The sequence below is a fragment of the Paenibacillus sp. Y5S-9 genome, from assembly GCF_036894235.1.
GTDB lineage: Bacteria > Bacillota > Bacilli > Paenibacillales > Paenibacillaceae > Paenibacillus.
This window is the reverse complement of the sequence record NZ_CP145887.1, coordinates 3659313-3685765: the sequence shown is the minus strand read 5'-3', so window position 1 is coordinate 3685765 and position 26453 is coordinate 3659313. Positions and strand designations below refer to the sequence as shown.

The 26453-nt window shown below is 44.6% G+C and carries 21 protein-coding genes; 8 read left to right on the top strand and 13 right to left on the bottom strand.

Annotated elements, in window-relative coordinates; genetic code table 11:
- Window positions 1-18: 18 nt before the first annotated feature.
- Together V6669_RS16235 and V6669_RS16230 are read right to left on the bottom strand one after the other, a co-directional pair.
- Entirely contained in the window at window positions 19-2859 is a 2841-nt protein-coding gene (locus V6669_RS16235; protein ID WP_338586922.1) for a family 78 glycoside hydrolase catalytic domain, read from the bottom strand.
- 52 nt (window positions 2860-2911) lie between these two features.
- On the bottom strand, window positions 2912-4561 hold the full coding sequence (locus V6669_RS16230) for a hypothetical protein (RefSeq protein WP_338586921.1): 1650 nt from the start codon (window positions 4559-4561) through the stop codon (window positions 2912-2914).
- A 190-nt stretch (window positions 4562-4751) separates the two neighbouring features.
- Between V6669_RS16230 and V6669_RS16225 the strand changes: the two genes are divergently transcribed.
- Entirely contained in the window at window positions 4752-6416 is a 1665-nt protein-coding gene (locus tag V6669_RS16225) for a sensor histidine kinase (protein ID WP_338586920.1), read from the top strand.
- 184 nt (window positions 6417-6600) lie between these two features.
- Window positions 6601-7251, top strand: coding sequence for a helix-turn-helix domain-containing protein (locus tag V6669_RS16220; protein ID WP_338594971.1), 651 nt, complete (start codon window positions 6601-6603; stop codon window positions 7249-7251).
- Here V6669_RS16220 and V6669_RS16215 read toward each other — a convergent pair.
- From V6669_RS16215 to V6669_RS16195, 5 genes are all read right to left on the bottom strand, one after another.
- Window positions 7241-8110, bottom strand: coding sequence for a DegV family protein (locus tag V6669_RS16215; protein ID WP_338586919.1), 870 nt, complete (start codon window positions 8108-8110; stop codon window positions 7241-7243). The genes V6669_RS16220 and V6669_RS16215 overlap by 11 nt on opposite strands.
- Before the next feature lie 52 nt (window positions 8111-8162).
- On the bottom strand, window positions 8163-10364 hold the full coding sequence (locus V6669_RS16210) for an MMPL family transporter (protein WP_338586917.1): 2202 nt from the start codon (window positions 10362-10364) through the stop codon (window positions 8163-8165).
- 191 nt (window positions 10365-10555) lie between these two features.
- Entirely contained in the window at window positions 10556-11203 is a 648-nt protein-coding gene (locus tag V6669_RS16205) for a response regulator transcription factor (protein ID WP_338586915.1), read from the bottom strand.
- A 21-nt stretch (window positions 11204-11224) separates the two neighbouring features.
- A complete protein-coding gene (locus tag V6669_RS16200) occupies window positions 11225-12427 on the bottom strand; it encodes a sensor histidine kinase (protein ID WP_338586914.1) in 1203 nt (400 codons plus the stop codon).
- 177 nt (window positions 12428-12604) lie between these two features.
- Entirely contained in the window at window positions 12605-14887 is a 2283-nt protein-coding gene (locus tag V6669_RS16195; protein ID WP_338586912.1) for a glycoside hydrolase family 3 C-terminal domain-containing protein, read from the bottom strand.
- Window positions 14888-15240: 353 nt separating this feature from the next.
- Between V6669_RS16195 and V6669_RS16190 the strand changes: the two genes are divergently transcribed.
- Window positions 15241-16842 (top strand): response regulator, encoded by a 1602-nt coding sequence (locus V6669_RS16190; protein WP_338586911.1) that lies wholly within the window; start codon window positions 15241-15243, stop codon window positions 16840-16842.
- A 241-nt stretch (window positions 16843-17083) separates the two neighbouring features.
- Window positions 17084-17467: a hypothetical protein gene (locus V6669_RS16185; protein ID WP_047843165.1), complete on the top strand. Its 384-nt coding sequence runs from the start codon at window positions 17084-17086 to the stop codon at window positions 17465-17467.
- Between the two features lie 70 nt (window positions 17468-17537).
- Here V6669_RS16185 and V6669_RS16180 read toward each other — a convergent pair whose 3' ends face one another.
- The 6 genes from V6669_RS16180 to V6669_RS16155 all read right to left on the bottom strand — a co-directional run bounded on the left by V6669_RS16180 (window position 17538) and on the right by V6669_RS16155 (window position 22695).
- Complete coding sequence (locus V6669_RS16180) at window positions 17538-19277, bottom strand: ATP-binding cassette domain-containing protein (RefSeq protein WP_338586910.1); 1740 nt, start codon at window positions 19275-19277, stop codon at window positions 17538-17540.
- 295 nt (window positions 19278-19572) lie between these two features.
- Window positions 19573-20199, bottom strand: coding sequence for an ABC-2 transporter permease (locus tag V6669_RS16175; RefSeq protein WP_338586909.1), 627 nt, complete (start codon window positions 20197-20199; stop codon window positions 19573-19575).
- A complete protein-coding gene (locus V6669_RS16170) occupies window positions 20196-21056 on the bottom strand; it encodes an ABC transporter ATP-binding protein (protein WP_338586908.1) in 861 nt (286 codons plus the stop codon). Before V6669_RS16170 ends, V6669_RS16175 begins: the two co-directional genes overlap by 4 nt.
- Window positions 21057-21061: 5 nt before the next feature.
- Window positions 21062-21436 carry a GntR family transcriptional regulator gene (locus V6669_RS16165; RefSeq protein WP_338586907.1) on the bottom strand — a complete coding sequence of 125 codons (375 nt, stop codon included), beginning with the start codon at window positions 21434-21436 and terminating at the stop codon, window positions 21062-21064.
- Window positions 21437-21454: 18 nt separating this feature from the next.
- A complete protein-coding gene (locus V6669_RS16160) occupies window positions 21455-21631 on the bottom strand; it encodes a DUF6440 family protein (RefSeq protein WP_338586905.1) in 177 nt (58 codons plus the stop codon).
- Between the two features lie 200 nt (window positions 21632-21831).
- Window positions 21832-22695 (bottom strand): LysR family transcriptional regulator, encoded by an 864-nt coding sequence (locus tag V6669_RS16155; protein ID WP_338586904.1) that lies wholly within the window; start codon window positions 22693-22695, stop codon window positions 21832-21834.
- A 151-nt stretch (window positions 22696-22846) separates the two neighbouring features.
- Here V6669_RS16155 and V6669_RS16150 point away from each other — a divergent pair, with 151 nt between their 5' ends.
- The 4 genes from V6669_RS16150 to V6669_RS16135 all read left to right on the top strand — a co-directional run bounded on the left by V6669_RS16150 (window position 22847) and on the right by V6669_RS16135 (window position 26408).
- Complete coding sequence (locus V6669_RS16150) at window positions 22847-23686, top strand: alpha/beta hydrolase (RefSeq protein ID WP_338586903.1); 840 nt, start codon at window positions 22847-22849, stop codon at window positions 23684-23686.
- Between the two features lie 266 nt (window positions 23687-23952).
- The gene (locus tag V6669_RS16145) at window positions 23953-25707 is read left to right on the top strand and encodes a methyl-accepting chemotaxis protein (RefSeq protein ID WP_338586902.1); all 1755 of its coding nucleotides are present in this window, start codon (window positions 23953-23955) and stop codon (window positions 25705-25707) included.
- A gap of 175 nt (window positions 25708-25882) precedes the next feature.
- Window positions 25883-26134: a (4Fe-4S)-binding protein gene (locus V6669_RS16140; protein WP_091020981.1), complete on the top strand. Its 252-nt coding sequence runs from the start codon at window positions 25883-25885 to the stop codon at window positions 26132-26134.
- A complete protein-coding gene (locus V6669_RS16135; protein ID WP_036615433.1) occupies window positions 26127-26408 on the top strand; it encodes a GNAT family N-acetyltransferase in 282 nt (93 codons plus the stop codon). The genes V6669_RS16140 and V6669_RS16135 overlap by 8 nt, the downstream gene beginning before the upstream one ends.
- Window positions 26409-26453 lie beyond the last annotated feature (45 nt).

Genomic DNA, 26453 nt, shown 5'->3' with positions numbered 1-26453 from the left:
AACCAACAATGATTTATTCTAAACGAGTTGAATGGTCTCCAGCTTGAGATCGAGCTGGTCGAGTTCTTCCTCTGGCGTACTGAACGAAGGATAGCTGGATAGCTCACGCAGGCTTGCTTCCCCCATCGGGCCAATTGTTCCCGGGTCCAGCGAAGCAAGCATCGGTGAAAGCTCGTTCAGCATGCTGCGACTTTCGTCATTACGAAGCAGCACATTCAGCGGGGTTCGCGTACTTAACGTTTGTTTGTAAGGAACAGACGGTACATAGCTGAAATCATACGTGCCACTCACCACTTCGATGATCACTTCATCTTCACCCTGAACAACAGTCAGACCTGCATCCGAAAGTGTAATTCCGTTTATCATCACCTGATCAACCACGGCACGTGGCAGCTTGATCGTTGCTGTTGCATTAAACGGAACAGAGAAGCTTAAATACAGCCTGCCTGCTTCGTCAAATTTCCATTCACTGCGATAAGTTCCTGCTGTGGTGTCAATGCGGGCTTTGGTCCACTGGATTCTGAAATCAGGCATCGGTGCCAGCAGTGCATGGCGGAAGCCAGGCCGATCCTCTACTGGACTGATCCCCGCCATATGACGATACATCCATTCAACAACGGCACCGTAGGCATAGTGATTGAGCGAGTTCATACCATTTTCACTGATTGTACCATCTGGCAAAATGGAGTTCCAACGCTCCCAGATTGTTGTTGCTCCCATATTGACCGCATATAACCAGCTTGGATAATCATCATTGAGCAGAAGTGTATAGGCGATATCATTGCTGCCATGCGCTGACAGCACTCGGTTTAAATAAGGCGTACCTACAAAGCCGGTTCTCAGATGATTTTGATCTTTTCGTACACGCAAGCGAATAGCCTCTGTAGTCCGTGCCTTATGTTGTTCAGGAACGAGATCCATATACAACGCTACAGCGTATGCGGTCTGTGTATCTACTGCCAGACGTCCATTTGCAGTAAAGTATTCCTTCAGAATTGCAGCTCTAACCTCTTGCGCCAACTGCTCATAGGATGCGGCAAGATCATGATGACCAAGTACCTTGGCAGCCTTGGCTACGATATCTGAAGAATAGGCATAGTAGGCTGAGGCAATAAAGTAATTATCTGTTCCCCCCATCGGAGAGTTCGGATCATCCCCATCTAGCGCGAGCCAGTCACCAAAGTGAAAACCTACCGTCCACAAACGTGTACCACCGGATTCGTCATCTGAATGCTTGATATAATCTACCCATGCCTTCATGCTGTCAAACTGCTGCTCCAGAATGGACTGGTCCCCGGAATGCAGGTACGTATTCCAAGGAATAATGGTTGCCGCATCTCCCCAGGCGCTGGACCCTCCGCCCTGCACACGTCCAACCGGAATGACCATCGGAACCATACCGTTCCGATCCTCCTGTTCCATCCACAGATCATATCCATACTTGTTAAAAAAGGCATACGTGTCCATATTATAATTTGCTGTACCGGAGAATACCTGTGCATCCCCTGTCCAGCCCATGCGCTCATCGCGCTGTGGACAATCGGTAGGGGTATCTAGGAAGTTTCCCTTTTGCCCCCATAGTGCATTTTCGAACAAACGATTCACGCCAGCATGACTAGTTTCCAGATATCCCGTGCGCTCCATATCCGAGTAAACCACACAGCCTGTAAAGTCATTTAGATCCAGTTCGCCTGCCCAGCCTTCAACCTTAACATATCGGAATCCGTAAAATGTGAAATACGGACGAACAATAGCTTCTTCACCGTTTGCTGTATAGATATACTCCGCCTTAGCCGAGCGAAGGTTCTCCCGGTAGAAATTACCTTCCTGCAACACTTCGCCATATTGCAGATGAATGACCGTTCCGCTTGATGCCGTAGTACGGAATTGTAGCCAGCCTACCATATTTTGGCCCATATCAATGACCGTTTCGCCAGCAGGCGTGGTTAAAATTTCGATCGGCTTTAAGGTTTCCTTGATCACGACCGGGAGACTTTTTCTTGCTTGCAGGCGCTCATAGCCCAGATCACTTTCCCGAACGGTGAAAGTCTCGTTCGCTTCCAGCGTGGCATCATAGATTTCTCCGTCATAGATATTTCCGTCCAAGACATTCGAGCGGATGGCATGCCAGGACAGATCGGACGGAACAACGTCTTCTGTTCCATCCGTATACGTAATCACCAGCTCGGACAGCAATGCAAAATGATCACCATATAAATTGGCAGTGGTATCTCCTTCAAAACCAAATCGTCCCTTATACCAGCCATTCCCCAAACGAACATCTATCGCGTTGGCCCCTTCTTGCAGTAGGTCTGTAATATCGTAGGTTTGATACTGAAGCCATTTGTGATAGGCATTATAATGCGGTGCCAAGTATTCATCCCCAGCCTTGACTCCGTTTAGCTCCAACTCGTATACGCCCAAACCACAGATGTACGCACGTGCTTTGGCGATGGGACCTTTGACTTCGAACGTTTTTTGGAGGACAGGATGAATCGTCGGTTCCATCTCAGGTGTAATCCACTTTGCCGTCCATGGCTCATCTTGCTTCGCTGTTTCAAACCAAGCCGCTTCACTGGTCGCCTTTTCTCCAAGCTCATTCCATACTCGAACTCTCCAGAAGTAACGTGTCCGTGCAGCCAATTCCAGATCCGGCGAATACGCGAGCGAATCCATATCCTCTGTTATTCCGCTATCAAATACAAGCTCTGTAAAGGATTCATTTAGTGAAATTTCTACCTGTGCGGCGATCTGCGTTGTTGCTGTCGTATCCGTAACGGTATACGAAAAGGTTGGCTTGATTACCGCAAAACCGAGCGGATTAGTGATGTGATTTGTTTTCATATGAGTAATGTTCATCGATGAAACCTCCCGCTGTCGATTACCTTTCGGAACGTTTAACCATCCTGTTTTAAGGCTGAGTCTGTGCCGATTGGTACCATTCATTCACTTCTTTCGTGATCTGCTTTCCACCTGAATCCATCCATTTTTTCACAAACTCATCAAAAATGGTGAGTGGCTCCTCTCCATAAATAATGGAGTTGAAGGTGTCTAGTTCCATTTTTTGCAAATAAGTGTTTCGAGCTTGCATTGTTTTTGTCGGGGGCCCCTGAAACAGATTGACTCGATCAATCTGCCGCTGCCTTGTCTCTACAACGTTTGCCTTCATAATGGGATACTGCTTCTCATCCTTAGGGTCAATTCCCATACTGAACAAAATGGCGCGATCATGCGAGCTGAGCTCTTCTCCCTTGCCCATTCTCAGAAGAGCTGCTCTAAATCGGGAAGGGTAACTCGCATATTGTCCCATGAGGGTATATTTGAACGTTATCACTTTCCCCCCGGGAATATCGCGGCTGTCACTATCCACTGAACCATCCGGGTTCAGCACATAATCATATCCATTCTGATACGCACTCAGATACAACGGATTATCCGTCACGGTGGCCTCATACAGATAGTTCTGATACTTGAAAAAAGCTTGCAGGGCTTCTTCAGAAATGTCAGCGCTGATCATTATGGCCCCGCTGTAAGAGTTTCCTTTGAATCTCGCTGTGGTTCCGTCCATTCCTGCAGGAATCGGATAAGGTACAAACTCAGCCTTCGGATCCTTTTCATTAAGTTGTTGCAGCGGATAATCTCCAAACCAGCGTGGACCAGCAACCATGCCAACTTTGCCATCAATGATATTTTTATTGACCTGATTGAAGTCTTGCAGAGCTATGTTATTGCCCACATATCCTTTTTTCTTCCAGTCTTGCAGTTTTGCCAGCGCGCTTTTGATCTGAGGCTGGATACTTCCGTACACGAGCTTGCCCTGTGCATTCTTGCTCCATATACTTGGAATCGCTCCATACGCACCAAATACCCAGGATATGTCTCCTGTAGGCGAGGCCAGATACTGGTCCTTGATTGCAAAATCAATACCGTAGGTATCCTGTATGCCATTAGCGTCTGGATCATCAATCGTAAAGGCTTTCATTACCGTTTCCAGTTCGTCGAGATTGCTTGGTGCCTTCAGGTTCAGATGATCTAGCCAATCCTTGCGAATCCAGAGTACGGACTGCGTGGCTTGCTCCGTAATGATCGGAATCGCCATCCGTTTCCCGTCAATCTCAAAGGGCTTCCATGCCTCTGGCACTTCAGCCATAGCCGCTTTCCAGGTGGATGAAGCATATCGATCAAAGGCTTGTCCAGCGTCCAACAGTTTGCCTGAGATCATAAATCCATTGACCGTGTCCATGACATTGGATGAGAACACATCAGGTAACGTATTGTCGGCAGAGAGCATTAATCGAAGCTTCATATCGTAGTCATCGACAGGAGCACTCCATTTGGTCCGAATATCCACGCCAAGTGTTTCTCTGGCCCAACGGATATGGACATTATCTGCGGCGGTTTGGCCATTTTTGTAGATCGTGGTTGGATCATTCATTTTGACCGTTGTTACGATCACACCTGTTTTTACAGACTCGGGCTCCTGTGCTTTACCACTACATGCGGCGGTAAACAGAATCAAACAAGCAACAGAAAGAGACAGGTATATTTTGCTACAGCTCATGCGAAATGCGCTCCTTCTTCTAATTCATCTTCATCATATCGTGCCAGTTGTACAGTCGAAATAACGCTTTTCCAACATTGGATAATTCATTCTTAACCTTCATCTATATTACATTCCAAATCACTTGTATTTCATCCAATGCCAGCCTACAATAAGGTGAATTTACATCATTGGCAGGAGGCGTTGAGGGTTGCAAAAGAAATACAGGACCTTTATAAACATGGTGACCATTACGCTGATTATGCTTGTCGCCGTCCTGGTCATGTATACCTTCTCGGTTCAATCCAGTCTGGATACCGTTCAAAAGGATATCGAAACAAACAATCTCAATCGCGTGCAGTTTGTTGTTAACTCACTTGATCAGAGCATAAATCGGCTGAATATGTTATCCATCTCCATGGAAACGGACAATTCTATTGCCCTGCTGCGATCCATTGACGTGATGAGTTCCTTTGAACAGGTACAGTTGATTCAAAATGTTGCTGCGAGAGTTAATCTGCAAAGTCTGTCCGAGGGATGGAATAACAAAATATCGGTCTACTCGGTTCTGTTGAATCAATGGATCATTGCTTCGGAGTTAAATATGAAGACTCCCTCTGTAAATTCACTGAAATCAGGTTGGAACTATGATGCAGCTACAGCTAAATATTATAAATACAAGGTCAGTCCACAGATCATAATTCGGTTGGAGTTCCCGCGTAGCAATCTGGAGGATATGGTTGAGAACTCACATCAGGGCGAGAATGAGACGTTATTTTATAACCCTAACGAGCAGTTGATTACTCGCAAAGAGGCCAATCCCATTACCCCTCTTATCATGAAAGAGCTAACCGGTCATCTACAACCATCCTCCGGTACAAAAACCGTTTCGGTTAACGGAGCCCAGTACATTGTCAATTATGTGTACTCTCATCAGATCGGCTGGTATTTAATTGATTTTATGCCACTTGATAAAGCATTGCAGCCTATACGAATGACTCAATTCTGGTTTTACTCTGCCTGTGTCATGCTGTTTATGGCGGGTGTCACGATTATTGTTGTTCTTTTCCGCAAGGTACAGATTCCCATACTTGCTCTATTAAAAGGTGTTCGTCTTTTGAAGCACGGCGACTTCTCTTATCGGATTCAACGACAGAGCGGTAATGAATTTGATTACTTATATGGTCAATTCAACGACATGGCCGGACAGATTGAGGATTTGATTGAAAAGGTATACAAGGAAAAAATCGTCGCTCGTGAAGCGGTGCTGAAACAACTACAAGCTCAGATTAATCCTCACTTTTTATATAATTGTCTCTTTTTCATTAATAATATGACAAGATTGGGCAATGAGGAAGCGGTTACTGCGATGACTCAGAATCTGGCCGAATATTTCAGGTACACCACACGCCTTGATGAGCCGATGACCCATTTGGAAAAAGAGTTGGGCATCGTCCGTAATTACCTTGAGATACAGAGCTTACGCATGGACCGTCTCTCTTATCAGATCGAGCTACCGGACGAGCTAAGATCTGTCCCGATTCCCAAACTACTCATTCAGCCTTTGGTAGAGAACAGTATTATCCACGGCATAGAAACCAAGCGTGATTCTGGTTCCATCCAAGTCTCCGTTGAGCGTACGGAACAAGGGATTTGTATTGTGGTTGATGATGACGGGAAAGGCATGACGGAGGAAGAAATTAACGCACTTAAGGCAAGAATAGCCGAGCCACCTGTGGACACGATGGGATGCGCGCTTTGGAACATTGCAGAGCGTCTACGTATTCATGATGCTACCCATTCGGGTCTTCAGTTTGAACAGAGTCCCCTTGGGGGCATGCGTGTGCGATTAAAATGGTCGCTCGCAAAATCGTAGGGTAAAGAAAACACTGTATAATAGAACAATGCCTCTGATCATCACTTCGAGTGAAGGCAGAGGCATTGTTTGGCTTAATAGTAATTTTTCGATCGCCAATTGGCAGAATGAATCCTTGCGTTGACAGAAAAGAGTCTAGTTTGATAGCATAGTTTGAGTTCATTCCAACAAGGAGGTTTTTACAATAGAACCCCGTCAACGGCTTCAACAAGAGCGAAGTGACCTCAAAACAAGAAGACGAGCAGCTATAATTGAAGCAGCTAAAATTGCGTTTCTGAATAAAGGCTTCGAGCAAGCGACCATGCAGGATATTGCGGACGAGGCAATCCTGGGGGTGGCAACAATCTTCCGCTACTTTCCGCGGAAAGAGCAGCTTATTGTTGCCGTAGCATCAGATATTGTTCAGTCTGAGGTGCTGGTATTCTCCGATATTATCAGAGGTGAAGGCACCTGCTACGACAAGCTTGGCCGCCTTTTTGACTCGCTTATTTTTTTCCAGCAGGTGGAAAGCCAGCGAAGCTCCAAATTAATAGAAGCGTTTGAGTGTTACGTCGCAATGTCCAAGTCCCCGTTGGAGGATATCGAGATGTATCATTCTAACTACCAACAGATTATTATGCTTTGTGCAGAGCTGGCTGAGCTTGGTCAAAAGGATGGATCTGTTCGTAACGACGCCAATGTGGTTGAAACGATCAACACGATGATTAATGTCTTTGGCAACTTCTCCAAAAAAACAGCGATGCTCCATGGCATTGAAGCCTTTCAAACAAAAGTGGACGAAGCCGAGCAATTTAATATCCTAAAGAACATATTTTTGGATCATCTCAAGCCCTGAACAGTGGCTCCGATTTTAAGATATAACTGATAGCTATGCTATGAGGACCGCTGTGAGAGCAGATAGAGCAACCTCCTTCGATGATGTGCACATGTTGAATGGAGGTTTGTTCCTGGATGAAGTTGCGGACCCACTCCGCCTTCTCTTCCTCTAATGTTTGGGCGATAATGACCTGCGCGTGATCAATACGGTGGATCTGACTCAACATGTCATCTAACAACTTGTTCACGACTTTGTCCTTGCTGCCTCTGTATTTGACTCCGGCATGAACCAGTCCATCTCGAACATACAAGCCCGGTCGAATTCTCAGCAAGCTGCCCAGCATATGCTGAATGCTGCTGACTCTTCCTCCCCGATGCAAATAATCCAAATTATCCACAAGCACATTTAGTTGTACCTCATGACGTACTGCTTCCAAAGCCTGAGCGATGGTTAGTGCGCTCTTCCCTTCCCTAGCCATCTGCACTGCAAGCAGTACATGCATTGCGGTGCCTGCCGATACATTGAGAGAATCCACCACTGTTACTCTGCCCGGGGGGAACTCTCTGGCCGCACTACATGCATTCTGATACGTAGATGAAAGGTGAGAGGACATACTGATGCATAGTATATCTTCTCCATTTTCAATGACCGGGCTGAAAGCCTTCATAAAATCTGCCGGTGGAGGAGCCGCCGTTTTGGGCAGCTCTTCATATAATTCGACCATGTTATACATCTCTTGTGGAGTGATTTCGATCCTATCCAAATACGATTTTTGCTGGAAAACGATATATAGTGGAATAATCCCGATATCATACTTTTCTACCCATTCCTTGGGTATATCAGAGATACTGTCTGTGAAAATGCGAACATTAGCCATTGGACTCCTCCTGCTCAACGTGTTTTATGATATATGAGAAGCAAACCACGTTTTATTTGTTGTCATTACTCGAGGTATTGGATGAGTGATGTCCTTGCGCCTCTTTCATCACAGATTCTCCCTCAATATCAATGTTAGGTAACAAACGATCCAACCATTTTGGCAAATACCATGCACTCCGACCCATGAGTGTCATCAGCGCTGGAACAAGGGTCATTCTTACGATAAATGCATCAACAAGGATACCAAACGCCAGCGCAAGTCCCATCGATTTGATAATTGTATCCCCTGCAAAAATAAAGCTGGCAAATACTGCGATCATAATCAATCCGGCAGCCGTGACTACAGGACCGCTATGGGTTATACCGCTTCTTACCGATTTCACAGCATCTCCGGTGTGCGTATAATCCTCACGCATCCGGCTCACGAGAAATACCTCATAGTCCATTGCCAGACCAAACAGAATACCTGTAACCAAAATTGGCAGGAAGCTTAGTACAGGTCCTGGCTCAGGGATTCCGAAGAAACTTCCCAGATAGCCATCCTGTATGACCCAGACAATAAAGCCGAGCGTTGCACCCAGAGTGAACAAAAATCCGGCTACAGCTTTGATGGGAACGAGAATGGAACGGAATACAAGCATGAGCAGAACAAAAGCAAGACCAACAATCAACAAAGCAAACTTTGGTAAAGCTTCGGACAACTTCTCTGAAATATCGATATTAACGGCCGTTCCACCTGTAACCATGATCTCGACATCATGATCCTTGAGGACCTGCTCTGCCTGATCACGAATCGTTTGAACAAGTTCGGTTGTTTTAATATCATTCGGTCCTGATTTGGGTAACACCGTAATAATCGCCGTAGCACCTGAAGGACTTGGGATCTGCGGAGCTACAGAGGCTACATCCGGAAGTTTGCTGATGAATGTGGTTGCCTTTGTAATGTCTGCCTGTCCCTCCTCACTGTTTGCAGCCTTGGCAACGACGATGAGCGGACCGTTAAATCCTTTGCCGAAACCTTCGGAAAGCAGATCATAACCTCGGCGTTCTGTCGTTTCTTTGGATTTCAGACCATTATCGGGTAGGCCAAGCTGCATATGTGTGAATGGAACGGTACACACCGCCAGAATCGCAATACACAGAATGGTTGTGAGCCATGGCTTGCGAGTAACCATTTTGCCCCAACGATTTTCTGCTTCGGCAGATTTTTTGCGACCAGACCACTTGCGCAGCCATTTGTTCTCACGAGCAGGATGGATGCGATCTCCTGCTGCTGCCAGCAGCGCCGGGGTAAATATAATAGCGATCAATACAGCGACCAGTACACTGATTGCCGCAGCGAGTCCCATCATGGTGATGAATGGAATCTGTACAACGGACAGCCCTACGAGGGCGATAATAACGGTTAAGCCTGCAAATACAACGGAGCTGCCTGCGGTTGCATTAGCTTGTGCAATAGCGGTAGTCCGATCATAACCTGCGGCCAATTGCTGCCGATATCTGGACATAATGAACAAGGCGTAATCGATCCCTACCGCAAGTGCCAGCATAACAGCCAGCGTAATCGAGAATGAAGCCATCGATACTGTGTTGGAGCCGATGATGATAATCATGATTCCTATGCCAAGCCCAACAACCGCAGTCAAAATGGGAAGTCCTGCGGCAAGGAAAGACGTAAAGGTGAACGCCAGAATCACAAATGCAATCAGGATACCAATCACCTCGGACACGCCGCCAATTTCAATCTCTGAAAAGGCTACGCTTCCTGCAAGTTCGGTTTGAACACCCTTACCACGTAGCGTATTGACAACATCAAGGATATGCTCTTTGGACGTCTCACTTACATCTGCGGCTGGCTGCGTATATGTAATATCCGCATAACCAATCTCTTTGCTTGCACTGATCGCTCCCCCATCATAGGGGTTAACAACGGCTTTTACAGAGGAATCGGACGTAACCTCTTTCAGCGCTGCGAGAATTGCTTTTTGGGTGGCATCGGATTCAAGCGTGCCCTTCTCCGATTTAAATACCATTCGAAGCTGTCCACCGTCATCTGATGACGGGAATTCCTGCTTCAATACATCAGCCGCCTGTTCGGACTTTGTTCCGGGAATCGTCATCTCTCCGGTAAAGGAGGTTCCCAGCCCCATGCCGATTGCTGCCAACAGCAGCAGGATGACAAGCCCTCCTGTGATTACTCCTTTTTTCTTGGCTACAGCCCATTCACCTAATCGATACAAAAATTTAGCCATGTATATGGATAGCTCCCTTCTAATCTGAAACTCAGGTTCTCTTGTTCGGACAACCTCATGACATCATCATAGTGGAAACTAAAACAAAAAAAATCGTACGTAGGGGCATGCCCTTCATGTACAATCGGGTAGAACCAAAGGGCAGCCTGCGTACAGGCTGCCCTTTGAAACCTACAACATTATTCTATATTCTACAGATGCAGAATGCCTCTCTCTACGGATACAGCAACCGCTTCGGAGCGCGAGTCTACCCCCAGCTTATTATAGATATTAGTCAGCTGAGCTTTTACTGTTCGTTCTGCAATGCCCATATCAAATGCGATCTCCTTGCTTCGCAGTCCGCGAGCGACTGCCTGAAGAATTATAAGTTCTTTTTCTGTCAGTAATGTATCTTTGTGCTTGTGCACTACCGCCGGCTTCTGGTGAAAGGCAAATACCCTTGCCGAAATTTCAGGTTGCAGCAATGTTTCACCGCGAAGGGCCGACTCCAGCGTACGGAATAAATGATCACGACTTGTATCCTTGAGCAAATACCCTTTGGCCCCCAGCCCAAGCCCATTGATCATCAGTTCATCCTCATTGTAGGTCGTCAATATAATAACCGGAATGTTGATTTGTTCTACGTTCATCTGTTTCAACGTATCCAGACCGCTCAAGCCGCCAGGCATGTTCAGGTCCATTAGGATGACATCAGGCTGAAGTTTCTGCATCAGCTCCAGCGCCGTGTGTCCCTCTTCAGCCTCGCCAATCACTTCATAATTGTCGTCCGTCCCCAAAATCATTTTGATGCCTTCACGTACAACCCAGTGGTCATCTACAATCAGAACTTTATGACTCATTGTTTATGTCCTCCCTTCTATTCAAAATGGTATAGATAAGGTTATACATGTACCCGTATCGCTGCTTTCAACCTGAATCTGTCCTCCGATGAGTCTGGCTCGTTCGTAAATACCAATGAGCCCGTAATGCCCGGTCTTTTTTCCGATAGTTACTGTATTGAATCCTCTGCCATTGTCCCTAATCACCATTTGGAGTGAGTCGGAGATTTCTATAATGGATATATGAACCTGATCGGCGTGGGCATGTCGTGCCACATTCATAAGTGTTTCACTCAAAATATGTAATACATGTTCCATCGTAAACCCGGTCAGAGCGGAATGAACCTGCAACTCCAGTTGGATTTGAACGCCTGTAGCAATTCGAAAGCGTTGTAATTGGTCTTGTACTGCCTCGTTGAAATCAAACACTGGAGTAGCCCTTGTTCGCAAGTCATCAATTGCTTTTCTTGCATCACCCAACGTTTGCCGAGCTTGCCCCATCGATGTCAGAACAATCTCGTGAGCACGCTGGATGTTTCCCCGGCTGAGGTATGCATCCACGGCTTCAAGCTGCATAATGAGACCTGCCTGTCCCTGAGCGAGTGTATCATGTAAATCTCTCGCCATACGTTGGCGCTCGTTAGCGAGTGTAAGCTCCTCGACTTTCTGATGTGTCAGCTCCAGATCGCGCAAAAACGTTTGTGTGCGCACCCGGGCATTAACCTGCCTGTAGTACAGAATAGCATAGGCCATTACCACAACAATCATCAGGAATAACAAGGGGATAAACAGTGCAAGATCCTTAGCATCCTTAATCCAAAGCGTAACCAGACAGAAAAGGAAATAGAGTACAAACGCAAAAAAAACAACCTTTTTGGGTTCAAACAAAATAGCTACGGTCTGTCCAATCAATACGGGAATCAGACCAATGAGTACAACGGGAAGACCATCTGGCATCAAGGCAGCGCTCCCGAAAATCAAGCCGGCCTGAAGAATCAGATATAACACCTTGGATACCTGAATCAACCTGCTCACTCGCCAGTATAACTGAATATGCGCCGCCATCAAGCATACAAAAAACAGGCTGGGCAACAGCAACGGTTCTAACAAGGTTTGCATCGCTACCGTAACCATAGTGACCATTAAAATCCATAACGCAATGGGAAGTCTGGATGAAGCGATTCGGTCATCCTCGGCATCCTCGCTCATTTGCAAGAAGCTGGATCGTTCCGTCCTCTCATTCATAAGTTCACCTCTTCTCCAATGATTATATTACGGATGGTTGTCCTTTTGTATGTACGTTGGTGCATGCCCTTTCGTGCATGAGCTAACGTCCCATAACATCTTAAATGAAAAACGCTCATAAGTCATGACTTATGAGCGTTTTTCGATGTTGTATAGTGAAAGCTGCTGTGTAGTGTTTTACTGACGAACAGCGGCATTTAATCCAGCAAGCAACTGGGAAAGAGTTTCCTCTGTAAGAGCGCCTCCCGTAAACGGAATCAACGCACGAAGCGGCATATATTTCATGGATGCCTGAATCATCTCGGAGGATATGGCATCGGATTGGGCCTCTTCCGCTCCCTGTGGAGCCAGTCCCTGTAATTGACTCATGACAGCCATCGTTTTTGGATTGGCGAGCAGCTCACCCAGCGTTGTATTACGGTCAAAGGTAGGTACTGGCGCGGTTGTCGTGGACTCCACGTTGACCGTCTGTTGCAGCAGAATGGAACGAGAGGATGAGCCAATCAAAATATCATAGGAGCCACTCTCTACATGCCAATCCATCAAATCAACGTTGTAATAGGCAAAACTGCGTTTGTCCAGTGTGAAGGAAACGCTGCCCTCAGCACCTGGCTCCAGTCCGATTTTGGCAAAACCTTTCAGTTCCTTGTCCGGACGACTTACTACGGTTTGCTGATCCCGCACATACAATTGCACAACCTCTTGGCCGTAACGAGTGCCCGTGTTTCGAATCGTAACAGTTACCGTAACCCGATCCGTATCCTCGAACTGTGTATCGCTCAGGCTCAGACCGGTATATTCAAACTGCGTATAGCTCAATCCGTAACCAAACGTGAACAACGGTTCAATGTCCTTGCGATCATAGTAGCGATAACCAACATATATGCCTTCACGGTATTCCACACGATCTCCGTCTCCGGGGAAGAACAGAGCCGAAGGGTTATGATGCATCGATTGCGGGAACGTTTCCGCCAGCTTACCGCTTGGGTTGGTTTCTCCGAACAACAAATCCGCCATTGCTCCTCCAGCTGCTTGACCACCCAGATACGCCTCCAGTACTCCCTTCACATCATCAAGCCATGGCATCACAATCGGTGATCCATTGCTTAACACAACAACAAGGTTAGGCTGCTCTGCTGCAACGGCTTTGATTAGCGCCGATTGGTTAGCTGGAATGTCCATGTGAGACCGATCATATCCTTCCGATTCATAGCGGTCAGGCAGACCGATGAACAGCACAGCGACTTCCGCTGCTTTGGCCGTCTCGATGGCTTCCTTCATCAATAACGAGTCACTTTCATCTGAAGCAAGCTTATAGCCCGCAGCATAAGTCACCGATGCATCCGCTTCAGCAAGTAAAACCATCTGTTCATAAGCGCTGTCCAGTTTAGTCGGATGGATATGCGAGCTACCACCGCCCTGATATCTGACCTTCTCAGCCAGCTCTCCGATAACGGCGATGCGGCTATTCTTGCTCAGCGGAAGAATATCGTCCTCGTTTTTCAACAACACCATCGTTTCTCTTGCTACCTCTCTAGCAATCTGATGATGCTGCTCAGAATCAAAGGTTGCTTCTGGACGTTTATTTTCTGCCGCCTTGAAAATAATAGCTAACAACCGTTCCACGGCTTGATCAAGCTTTTCTTCGGATAACTCGCCGCCATTCACCGCCTCCACAATTTTGCGTGGTCCTTCTCCGTTGGAGGAAGGCATCTCCAGTCCAAGTCCCGCAGCGATGCTGGCTGCGATCTCATTCACTGCGGACCAGTCTGTCACAACAAAGCCCTCATGTCCCCATTCTTCCTTCAAAATGGTATTCAGCAAATATTCATTCTCCGATGCATATGTTCCATTCACTCTATTGTAAGAAGACATTACTGTCCATGGCTGCGCCTGCTTGACCGCTTTCTCAAAGCCTGTCAGATAGATTTCTCTTAATGTCCGTTCATCGACCACCGCATCGGTAGTCATCCGGCGATGCTCCTGATTGTTCACTGCAAAATGCTTAAGTGAGGTACCCACACCTTGGCTTTGCACACCTGAGATATGAGCTGCAGCCAGCTCACCCGTCAGGTAAGGGTCCTCTGAGAAATATTCGAAGTTGCGCCCGCACAACGGGGAACGCTTGATGTTCGCCCCTGGGCCGAGCAGAATGGCGACATCCTCCGCCTGCGCCTCTCTACCAATGGTTTCCCCGACAAGCTGTACAAGATCCCGGTTCCAGGAGCTGGCCAGCCCAACCGCCGAGGGAAAACAAGTGGAGGGTACACTTGCATTCAGTCCCAAATGGTCGGCATCACCTGCTTGCTTGCGCAATCCATGAGGACCATCCGTCATCATAATGGATGGAATATCCAAACGTTCTACAGCATGCGTTGTCCAAAAGCTGCTACCTGAGCAGAGTGTTGCCTTTTCGTTTAAGGTTAACTGTTTCACAATTTGCTTGATATCACGATTCATTATCCAGACACTCCTTCATCTATCGGCAGGTATCCTTGACATGTAATACGGCTATGTAAGGTCCCGCATAATATTATAGGGCTTGAGTTTAGTTCTCTTTTTAATAGTACTGGTTGGTTTAATGACATGAAATAGCGCTTTCTTAATGTGATATAACGCAATCCGAATAAAAAGAAAGATCTCTCATGCCTCGCTGGCCACTTGCAACGCTAATTCGCATAAGTATATCTGAACATCTGTATCGTTTTCTTAAGATTACAGGTTAGCCGAGGCTGCATGCATTGAAATGATAGTTCGGCCATCATACAATACAATAAGTGTTGTAACAGCTTGTCTATAGAGGGGGAATTAGCTTGTACGGTTTATTAATAGTGGATGACGAGAAATCGGTTGTTGATAGTCTCGCGCTGACAATTCCCTGGGAAGATTATGGCATCCAGGAAGTACATAGAGCTTACTCTGCTGCGGAGGCTCTCGATATCGCTTCCAAATACGCTGTTGATATCATGATTACCGATATTCGCATGCCTGAAATGGACGGGTTGGAGCTTATTTTGGAGATTCGACGATTCTCCAGTAAAATTAGATGCATTATTTTGTCTGGTCACGATGAGTTTGAATATGCCCAAAAAGCAATTCAGTATCAGGCTGCTAATTATCTCCTGAAGCCGATTAATACCGATGAGCTCATCCAAGCTGTAACAAAGGCTATCGCCAATATTGAGCACGAATGGGAGCGCATCAGTTCATTTCAGCAAATTCAGCATGCCCTTCACGCCAATATGCCCTTGTTGCGCAATCAACTTCTCAAGGAACTCCTTCAGAACAAAGCCATGAGCCATCAGATTCTGGCCGAGCGTCTCAATATGCTGGAGATTCCCTTTGCGTCCTCTGACCCCTTTATTATGATGGTCATTCGGATGGAGGAAGAATTCTCCGGTTATGATCTTCGGTCATTATCCTTGCTCGAATATGCTGTAACCAATATAGCCGAAGAAGTGTTTCAGCATCCGTTCAAGCTGTGGCATTGTATTACAGAGCAGGGATATCTGGTATTTCTGATCAAAAACAGTGATCTTCATGCACTTGATTCAGTTGACTCCCACGCGGTCAGACTGCAAAACAATGTACAAAAATTTTTAAAGGGAGCCATCTCCATTTGTCTGAGTAAAGAGCAATGTTTCCCTGACCACCTCTCCGATCTGTATTTAGCCTCCGTGTCAGCCATCAATCGGAATGTGGGTAGCAACAAAAGCTATTTTATTACGTTGGACAAAAAGGATGCGGATTCCCATGAGCAGCAAAATCTCATTAATTTGTATGAGCCACCCTTGCTCCCTAACTTGCTGGAATCAGGTAATTGGGATGAGGCCATCAGCAAAATTTCCAGAATTCTTTTTTTGAACGAAGTTGGCAAAGAACTGTCCCACGATCAGTTGTTTACAGTACTACTCTACCTGTCCTCCACATTCTCGATTTCACTAAAATCTCAAGACACGACGGTAGAGGAAATGCTGGGGGAGGAGTTCGAATTTTTGCTTCGGAAAAAAAGCCAGTTATCCGGCCAACGCATATATAGCTGGGCAGAGAAAATGATTAATCATCGGCGCAAGCAGGCTTCTAACCAGTTGATGAATGCGCACGAACAAATTACGTCTAAAGTGAGAACCTACATTCAGGAGCATTTGGCAGAAGGCATCTCCCTTCAGGTCATTGCCGACTATATCGGCCTGCACCCCGTCTACCTGTCCAAGGTGTACAAAACGGTCACCGGAGAAACGATAGGTGATTATTTGTACGGCTTACGTATGAACAGAGCATCTTACCTGTTATTGAACTCAGACCTCAAAATTGCAGATGTCAGCAAGGCGCTTGGCTTTTTGGCTCCGCCGCATTTTATCAAAATATTTAAAAAGCATCATGGTTGCACACCACAGGAGTTTCGTACTCGTTAACAAAATGAATGGCAAAAAAATTCTGGGCTTATCGCTCATCTTAAAAGGAGAATGCACCGTGATTGCTTCCAGTGCATTTTTGCAGTTCGTATAAATCTATTATGCTTGAGCATTTCTCTATTTTGAATATGCGCCTGACAAGCTTATGACCAAATTAGCGGCCTTTTATAGGCTTTCACCCATTCCCCTGCTCAATTGCCTACATACAATACATTAGACTAATGAACAGGAGTGATGTGATATGACATTTTTACCTCCTTTTGGACCTGGTGGAGGGTTCGGCGGCCCTGGGGGTCCCGGAGGACCAGGAGGACCCGGCGGATTTCCTGGTCCGCCATCGTTCCCCGGGGGTGGAGGTGGCGGACCACAAGGCGTGCAAGCACCTACCGGACCGCCACCATCATTCATTCCACAGCAACCCGCTTCGTTATATGCGGTAGATCCAAGAGCCATATCAGGCTGTCTGTTTCGCTACACATATATTTGGCCGGATCGTGGTCCCGGCTTCTGGATGTACCCGGTATTTGTAGGTAGAAATTCGGTGGCTGGCTTCCGTTGGAATGGCTTCTTCTGGCTATACACCGGCATTGATCTGCAGCGAATCAGCTCGTTTAGCTGTTTCTAGAAGTAAATCCCCCTGTATGCGGATTAATCCACATACAGGGGGATTTAGATTTATGGAATATTCACCTTGTCTAAAGCAACTTAATCAGCTTTTCTAGCTCATCAACCAAACTCTTTGCAAGTTCAAAATTAGTATCTTTTAAAGCCAATTCAATTTTCATTTCAACAGACTTTTTCTTTTGTTCATTTTCTAGATAGTTTTCATCAAAATGACTCGTATAAATCATCTCTCTAAATTCTTCTATACTCATTTTACTAATCGTTTTGTCCCCGATAATTAAAACATAATCCATACCATTGACAACCGAATAGAAATCATGAGAAATCATGAGAATCGCACCTTTGTAGTCCTCAATAGCTTTCTCCAATGCGATTTGGCTATAGATGTCTAAATGGCTTGTCGGTTCATCCAGAAGCAATACGTTGGCTTGACTGGCAGACACTTTAGCCAATTGAAGCATGTTTTTTTCTCCGCCAGATAACGATTCAATCTTTTGATCAAGGATTTCTCCTTCAAAGCCATAGTTTGGAAGATACGATCTAATCTCGTCATACGTTTGAAACCCTGAATCAATGAATTCATTTAGTATGGTATTCGAATCTTTTAGCATTTCGCCTTGAATCTGAGATAAATAAGCCACGTTAACATCAGCATTTATTTCAATGGAATCCTGATTGTTTTTAAAGATTTCTCGGAGTAAAGTCGTTTTCCCGGTACCGTTAGGACCGATCAGGGCTACTTTATCTGTTGATTTGATCTCAAAGTTCACATTTTCCAAAAGCAATTCGTCAAAGGAAACGTTATAGTTGTTGACGTTAACCACAACGGTGTCTTCCATTTCCTTAGCGATCCCAAAACGGATATTCGGCTGTTTGATATCGACAAATGGCTCTTTTATTCGACGTGCTTCCAATCTCTCTTGAAACTTGACTCTGGCTTTTAACGCTCTGCCTCTGGAGGCTTCCGAATTATACGTGGCGATCTCTCTAAGATTGTCGATGATGTGATCGTATCTCTCAATTTCTTCAGCTTCAGCAACCGCGATTTCTTGCAGCTCAATCTTCGTCTGAAGCAGCGAGAAGTTATAATCAATATATCGCCCGTCAAACTCTTGGAGCTCTGTGTTTTCTAGGTGTATGATCTTGTTGAAACAATGGTTCAATAGATATCGGTTGTGCGTAACGACCAGCAGCATTCCCTTGTGGGAATTAATCAATTTTTTAAGCGCGTTCAGGTTTTCAAAGTCTAAAAATACATCAGGTTCGTCCATAATCATTAAATCTGGACGATTCAGCATTTCCTTCATCACTTGAATAAGTTTGAATTCCCCGCCGCTTATGGCGGATATACTAAGATCTTTGAGCTTCATGAGGTTGGCAAGGTTTAACTGTTTATTGATGTTTTTTTCGAAATTATCCCCATCCATCGCCTCGAAAGCATCCAAAGCCAATTGAAGCTTTTCCATCAGGGAATCCATATCCGATGTGGTAGCCATCTCCGCATAAATCGCTGTAATTTCATCTTGTATCTTGATGAATTCTTCTGCGATATATTCAAAAACGGTCATTTCTTTTGTTTTGTCTACTTGCAAAAACTGACTCACATACCCGATTCTGCAATCGGGGTCTATCTCTAACTTGCCCTCAAACAAATATCGTTCCGGATCCATCAGGATATCGATCAGTGTACTTTTCCCACTGCCGCTTGTTCCGATAAAAGCACAATGTTGTGCCTCTTCAAACGTAAATGAAATGTTTTTATATAGTTCCTTTTGTGGAAATGAGAAGGATAAGTTTTCAACTTTTATCATAGTGTTACCTTTCTTTACAACTAAATTGGTGGCTAGTATTGAATATATTGTCGAACACAGACTTTTAGAGTAACACTGTTTACCCCCAAGTACAATCGATTTTTAGCCCTTACCCTCACTTCGTGTCTATTAGCCCTCCAGTGTAAAAATGAGTATCGAACGTTATGAATGAATGTAAAGAGAGCCGACAACTGCGATTCTGCTCGCGGTCATCGGCTCTGCGCTTTAACGTCTGGCTCTGAGATAACGGATACATTCAGTTGTACTATATTGATTAATGTTACCTGTTTTTGCATCATAATTCTTTACGGCTTAGCCATCTTGGGCATATGATCCATGAGAGTATATATACGACAACACTAAACGCAGCTACTACTCCGTATAATAAAAGTAGATTTTCTTCTATGTTCATATAATAGCCTAGCAATGTTCTTAATCCTGCAATGGCAAGGGCAGTGACTACATAAGAAAGGATTATTCCGGCAATACTTTTTTCTCCATCGAGTAAAAAAGAACTAGGGATATTCACACTGGCTGGAAGAAATGCAAGAATAAACGCAAAGGATACATTCACATATACAGCAGATAACTCAAAGCTCGATAATATTATAGAAGCAATAACACAAATTATCGTGGCAATCAAAATTCCAAATAAACTAAGGAGCACATACAAACCATATTTGCTTGAAGCGCTTTGAATCCTTGAGACAGGGAGTGTTGCGCAAAATTTATCCCACTGGGCTGTTTTGTCACTTTGAATGCTCATTACTGCCATCATTCCAAATGAGGTTCCCGCGATTACAATCAAAAGCCAAGGAGAGCTTACGACGGACAAAACGATTCCAATGACGACCATTAATAATAGGGGGATAAGCAACGCATCCTTAATAGCATAGAAATCTTTAAGCATAAGTCCTCTCATGTTCTCTCCCCCTTGATATACAACAGCATAATATCATCAATTGTGGCAGGATCAATCACTGCATTCGGGTATTTCTTTTGTGCCAAATCTTTATCAGCAACTAATACTTCCCAAGCATAATCCTGCTTTCGGGAAGAGATTATATCTTGTTCGTCGAGAGCATCAAACTGTGCTGCACCACATTTAATGATCCCGTACTTATATCGCAATTCGTCCTTTGGTTTGTTAAAAATAACCTTGCCGTTATGAATGAATACGATATAATCAGCGACTTTCTCCAAATCACTTGTGATATGTGAGGATACCAGGATAGAGTTGCTTTCGTCCTGCACAAAATCCAAAAACATATCTAAAATATCATCACGGACAACAGGATCAAGTCCGCTCGTCGCTTCATCCAGGATCAGAAGTTTGGAGCCGTGAGAAAGTGCGACAGCGATAGACAGCTTCATTTTCATCCCTTTGGAAAACTCTTTGATCTTTTTGCCCGCAGGTAAGGATAATTCATTTAGTAAAGAATAGTATTTTTCTTCATCCCAAGCTGCAAAGATATTTTGGAATACACGGTTTAGCTTTTTAGGTGATAATCCTTCCGGGAAATTACTTCCGTCAAAAACAACACCAATCTGATTGCGAACGGCATTATCAATTTCCTGATCCTGCTTGCCCAAAATCGTCACCGTGCCGGAATCCTTGTTTTTCAATCCAAGAATCGAATTGATCGTTGTACTTTTTCCTGCCCCGTTCTGGCCAATCAACCCCACAATCGACCCGCGAGGCACATGAAACGATACATTGTCCAGAACAAAGTCGTGATACGCCTTTGTCAGTCCATTTACAGTCAAAGCATGATTCATGATTCTTACTCCTCCTCATAGAATAGCTTTAATAACTCGATGAGTTTTTCGACAGGAATACCATTTGTGCGCCCAATATCTGCGGCTTCTTGCAAAAGTCCCTCAGCTTTGCGCTGAATTTCTTCTTGATAGAAATTTTTGTTTTGTGCGGATACGAAACTTCCCCGTCCTACGGTAGTCTCTATAAAACCGTCCCTCTGCAAATCCTCATAGGCTTTTTGAACAGTAATCACACTGACATGAATAGATTTTGCCATAGATCGCATCGATGGAATGGGGTCGCCAGTCTTTAATTGACCACTCATAATCATCGCTTTGATCTGTGATGTTATTTGTTCATAGATGGGCTTACTTGTATTGCTGCTTATGATAATCTCCATATCATTACTCCGATTAGATTATTTTTTTAGTAAAGGTTTTCCCTCTTTATCCAGTAAAACGGTAAGTCCTGATCCAACATTAGGGAAAATAGCTAGTAGATATTGCACTCCAGTTTCTTTGTCAGTGATCACTTGTGTCATTACTGCACTTTCCGCTTGAGTATGCTCCACTCCAAATCGAGGTACATTTTTCATCGTTCTCCTCCTAGCTTTTACTTTAAACACGGTCTTCCTGTTAAAAATACAGATCTGTACTGTGTGCTTAATTGTACTTGTTGAATAAGTACAATATAGTACACGTGAGTACAATTGTCAAATGATGAAAAAGAAAAAAACCGCTACAATAGCGGCTCTATTAATCCTTATATTAGAATAAACGCGTGTTTCCTCATTTCTTACCAGAGGGAGGCATGCTTTCTAACGATCTCGATAAAAGCTTCTACTTGGGGAGAGATCCACTTGTTTTTGGGATATAACAACTGCGTAGCCAGGTTCTGTTTGTACTGCTGACCTGAAAGTTTTTCTTCCTTCAGCTCCTTCTCTACCGTAATTCGTGGTAACAAGGATATGCCCATCCCGCTCAATATCGACTGTTTCACAGCTTCAATACTCCAGAATTCAATATTGGATGTAATCCCAATCTGATACTCCTCAATGCATTGTTCAAACAATGTGCGATACCCACAACCTCTTTCGGTAAAAAGTAAATTGCTTCGCCCAATGTCCCGTTGTAACTCAAACGAATTGGGGTACAACAACATCATGGGCTCCTCAGCCAATTTCTCACTGTACAGATTGGGGTCGTGTACCTCTGTCCCAAGCATGAAGGAAATATCACTTTTACCTTGCATCAAATTCTCTTTATAATGAACGGAATCTAATTGGTGCCACTCGATATTGACATGAGGATGCAATCTTTTGAACTCTTCAATAATAGGAGGAAAACGATAGATCAACAACGTTTCCCCAATACTGATCACGATATTACCCGTTAATTCACCTTGTGCAGCAGTCACTTCCTTAATCATATGATACAGATCAAGCATTTTTTGGGCATGTGGCAACAATTTTTTCCCAGTCTCCGTTAAAATAACCCGCTTACCAATTCGATCAAATAAAGGGTAGTTAATCTCCTCTTCCAACGCCTTGATATGCAATGTAATTGTAGATTGCGCGTATCCAAGATGCTCAGCAGCTTTGGTAAATCCCTCGTGTTCCACAATTGTAATAAATGTAACCAAATGACGTATTTCCATCATTGGCTCCCTTCTTTTTAACATCATTAAAAATGATCATTTTCATCTAAAGTATCAATTTTACTAATATAATGCAAACGTTTATATTCAATCTAGCTCATTAAGAGCCCATTTAATTTTTAATCTCAATCGTTTATGGAAGGGAGTAATCACTATGCAAACGGCAGCAACGTCATCCATCTTGATTAATGGATATCGAATCGCTTATGAGCAATATGGAGAAGGCTCTCCCATATGGCTCCTTCATGGAACACCGTCCTATAGCTATGAATGGAGAAAAGTAATACCCTCTCTGGTTCAAAAAGGGTATAAAGTCTACGTTCATGACCTTCTTGGATATGGAGCATCCGAAAGACCAATCGAAGCAGATACTTCTGTGGCAGCACAATATAGGATTTTCAGTCGGCTTTTAGACGAACTTGGAATGGATCGTTTACATGTCGCAGCCCACGATCTGGGTGGAGTTGTTGGCCTCCAACTGGCTCAGGAACAACCTGAGCGTATACAATCGCTTACGTTACTCAACATGCCTAGCTATGATTCGTGGCCCTCACCAACCTGGAAGAAAATTATCGAAGAACAGCTTGAACAGGTTGAACAAATGCCCCGTGCTGATTTTGATACCATGCTAAAGAAACAATTACCCATGGCAGTGTATAATAAAGAGCTGATGACTGGAGATACACTGGATGCATATCTGGAACCCCATGCATGTTCACTGGGGAAAGCCTCTTTTTTCTCCCATCAGGTAGCTCACTATAATGCAAAATATACTGAATCCTATGGAACAGATTTACCTAAGCTGAAAGTCCCCGTTCAAATAATATGGGGGGAAGAAGATGAATGGCAGCCCCTCGCTTATGCAAAGAGGCTTGTCCAGGACATCCCTCATGCCTGTCTACATGTCATTCCAAAAGCTGGTCATTTCGTTATGGAAGATGAACCTGGGCAATGTTCAGATTATATCGACCGTTTCTGCAATAAACATCCATGAGTATGTATGTATATTGAACAGAATGTCTTAGAGAAAAATTAAGTGCTCCACTGGCATAAAGCTGGTGGAGCCTTTTTTTCTTGATGCAAAACGTAACTTTTACATTCGGTTTGAATGCACTGGCACCACAAATGATCACATTCTCCAACGAATATGTATATACAAATTTAGTGTTAGTCTTCATTTCCCCCTTCAATATTACGATAAATAGTATGGGGTTATACAAATAACTATATTTTTTGATTACATCCAAGGGGGAACAGAACGTGAGACAGACTCGCAAAAAAAAGATGGATTTAAGGTTCAAACTGTATTTGATCATTCTGGTTCCACTACTGACCATGGGCGGTCTAATCATGTGGACCACGATAGATTCCAGTAAAAATGCGTCACTGATGACCATGCAGCATAACAATCAGCAGCTGGCCGTGAATACTGCCTCTCAACTAGGCCAGGAATCTGAATTAATCAAGACATTGTCCTCTACTGCTTCGGAGGAGAGTAGCGAATATAAACGTCTTAGAGACGAACTCGTTAAAGTTAGGCTTCAATCGGGTGCCTTGTATGTTTATATGTATAACAAAACTTCAGACGGGTGGAGCTACACTGTGGATGGAGCGGATTGGGACGATACTGAATATAGCCCTTACGGGACTGCCATGGAATTCAACCCCCAGATTCAGGAACGCTTATTACGCGGAGAAGTCATCACAACAGGTATTGTAGACGATCCAACCTGGGGCCAGTTATTGTCCTCCTTTACACCAATCAAGGATTCGCAAGGCGTTGTTATTGGTTATCTGGGCATTGATATTTCTGCTGGAGCAGTGAATCAAGTCTCCGCGACATCTGTGAATAATGCCTATCAGACCATTATCCCGATTTTTGTGGTTGTACTGATTCTTTCTTTGGTCATGATGTTATTCGTAGTACGAGGTATTCTTAGACAAGTACGCGATATTAAGTCAAGCCTCGAGCAGGTTGCTGATGGGAATCTTAAAGTCGTATCCACACATATGACCAATGATCAACTCGGTGACATCAGTGATTTGATTAACATCATGGTTGCGCAATTGACGAACATTCTGATGGGAATACAGCAAGGATCAAATACGTTACAGCAGTCATCAAAAGATATTTCGGAAACCGCTCAGACGAACCAGCGTCAGAGCGAAGAACTTTCCAGAGCTATTGAGGAAATTGCCATAGGCTCCATGAAACAGGCAGAAGAAACCGAACATTCTGTCCAGCATTCGGAGAATCTCGGCAAAATTATGGATGAAGTCGGTTCTTATGTGCAACAGTTTACCCATACTTCAGAGCAACTGTCTGCCGTACAAGTACAAGTTACACGTGAACATGAGGTTCTGCTTGAAAAAGGCCGGGAGAATGCCAAGCGGGTTGAGCATCAGCAGGAAATTTCCAGGTCTCTAACAACGCAATCGGAACTCGCTTCCTCTATTAGTGGACAAATCCACAATATCCTGAAACAAACCCAGATTTTATCGCTGAATGCTTCAATTGAGGCAGCCCGTGCTGGCGAGGCAGGTAAAGGTTTTGCTGTCGTTGCTGGTGAAATGGGACAGCTTGCTCAGCAGTCCGAACATTCGATCCAGGAGATTGATGTGATCCTGAGTTCATTTGTTCAAGAAATCCACCGGATGGGCAGTCATTTTGAAGCGAACATGGTGGCGGTCAAGGAACAGGAAGAACAGATCGCTGATTGCCTTCAGGCATTCAGACAGGTTAGTCAATTATCGACTGAAGTGCACGAGCTTGCTCAGCGTTTGGCAAACCGGACGATGGATATGCACTCCATTCGACAGGAAGTGGAACAGCACCTGAGCTATATCGCTTCTGCAACCGAGGAAACTTCAGCCATGGCTGAAGAAGTCACGGCCAGTGCTGAGGAACAGCAGCGATCGGCGAGTGAACTGTCTAACATCTCCGGGCAGCTCGCTGGCCTTGCTGGCAACCTGAAATCATATTCCGATCAATTTCAGATCGAAGTCACTAAATAAGTTCTCAATCTCATTAACGTGTTGTCTCAGATTCCACAAATTGAATATGATTAGCGCGTTGACTTATTAACGATTCCTCATTTATTATTGGGACATTGAGAGCCAGGTACTACTTGCCATGAAAGCCTGGAATATGGATCATAAACAAACTCAACAGTGAAAGATGTGAGGAATTATGAGTAAACAAAAGTTATACTACGGTAAAGATATCGAGGTCATGTTTAATTCGGATGTCTGCATTCATTCCGGTATTTGCGTAAAGGGCCTCCCTGCTGTGTTTGATTTGAGCAAGCGTCCCTGGGTTGATCCTGATGGTGACACTTCGGAGGCCATTGCCCGGCATATTGACACATGTCCAAGCGGAGCATTGACCTATAAGCTTCTGGACGGTGAATATTCAACAAAGAAAGAGGATGAACATGCATAACGTAGAACATGAACCTGCCAATAAGAGATTTCTTATTCAAGATAACGGTGATATTGCTGCGGTGATGACCTATGTAATCTCGAGTCCAGAGCTATACATAATTGATCACACATTGGTTGAAAATGCATACCGAGGACAAGGGCTTGGCGATGAACTTATCAAAGCTATGGTGGAATACGCGCGGGAAAACGGTATTAAGATTTTACCTTTATGCCCCTTTGCCAAAGGACGTTTCGAGCGTATTTCCGAATACGCGGATGTTCTCCATCAATAAAGCGAATATTCGCAGCTGATTTTATATGGTTACACAACAATAAAA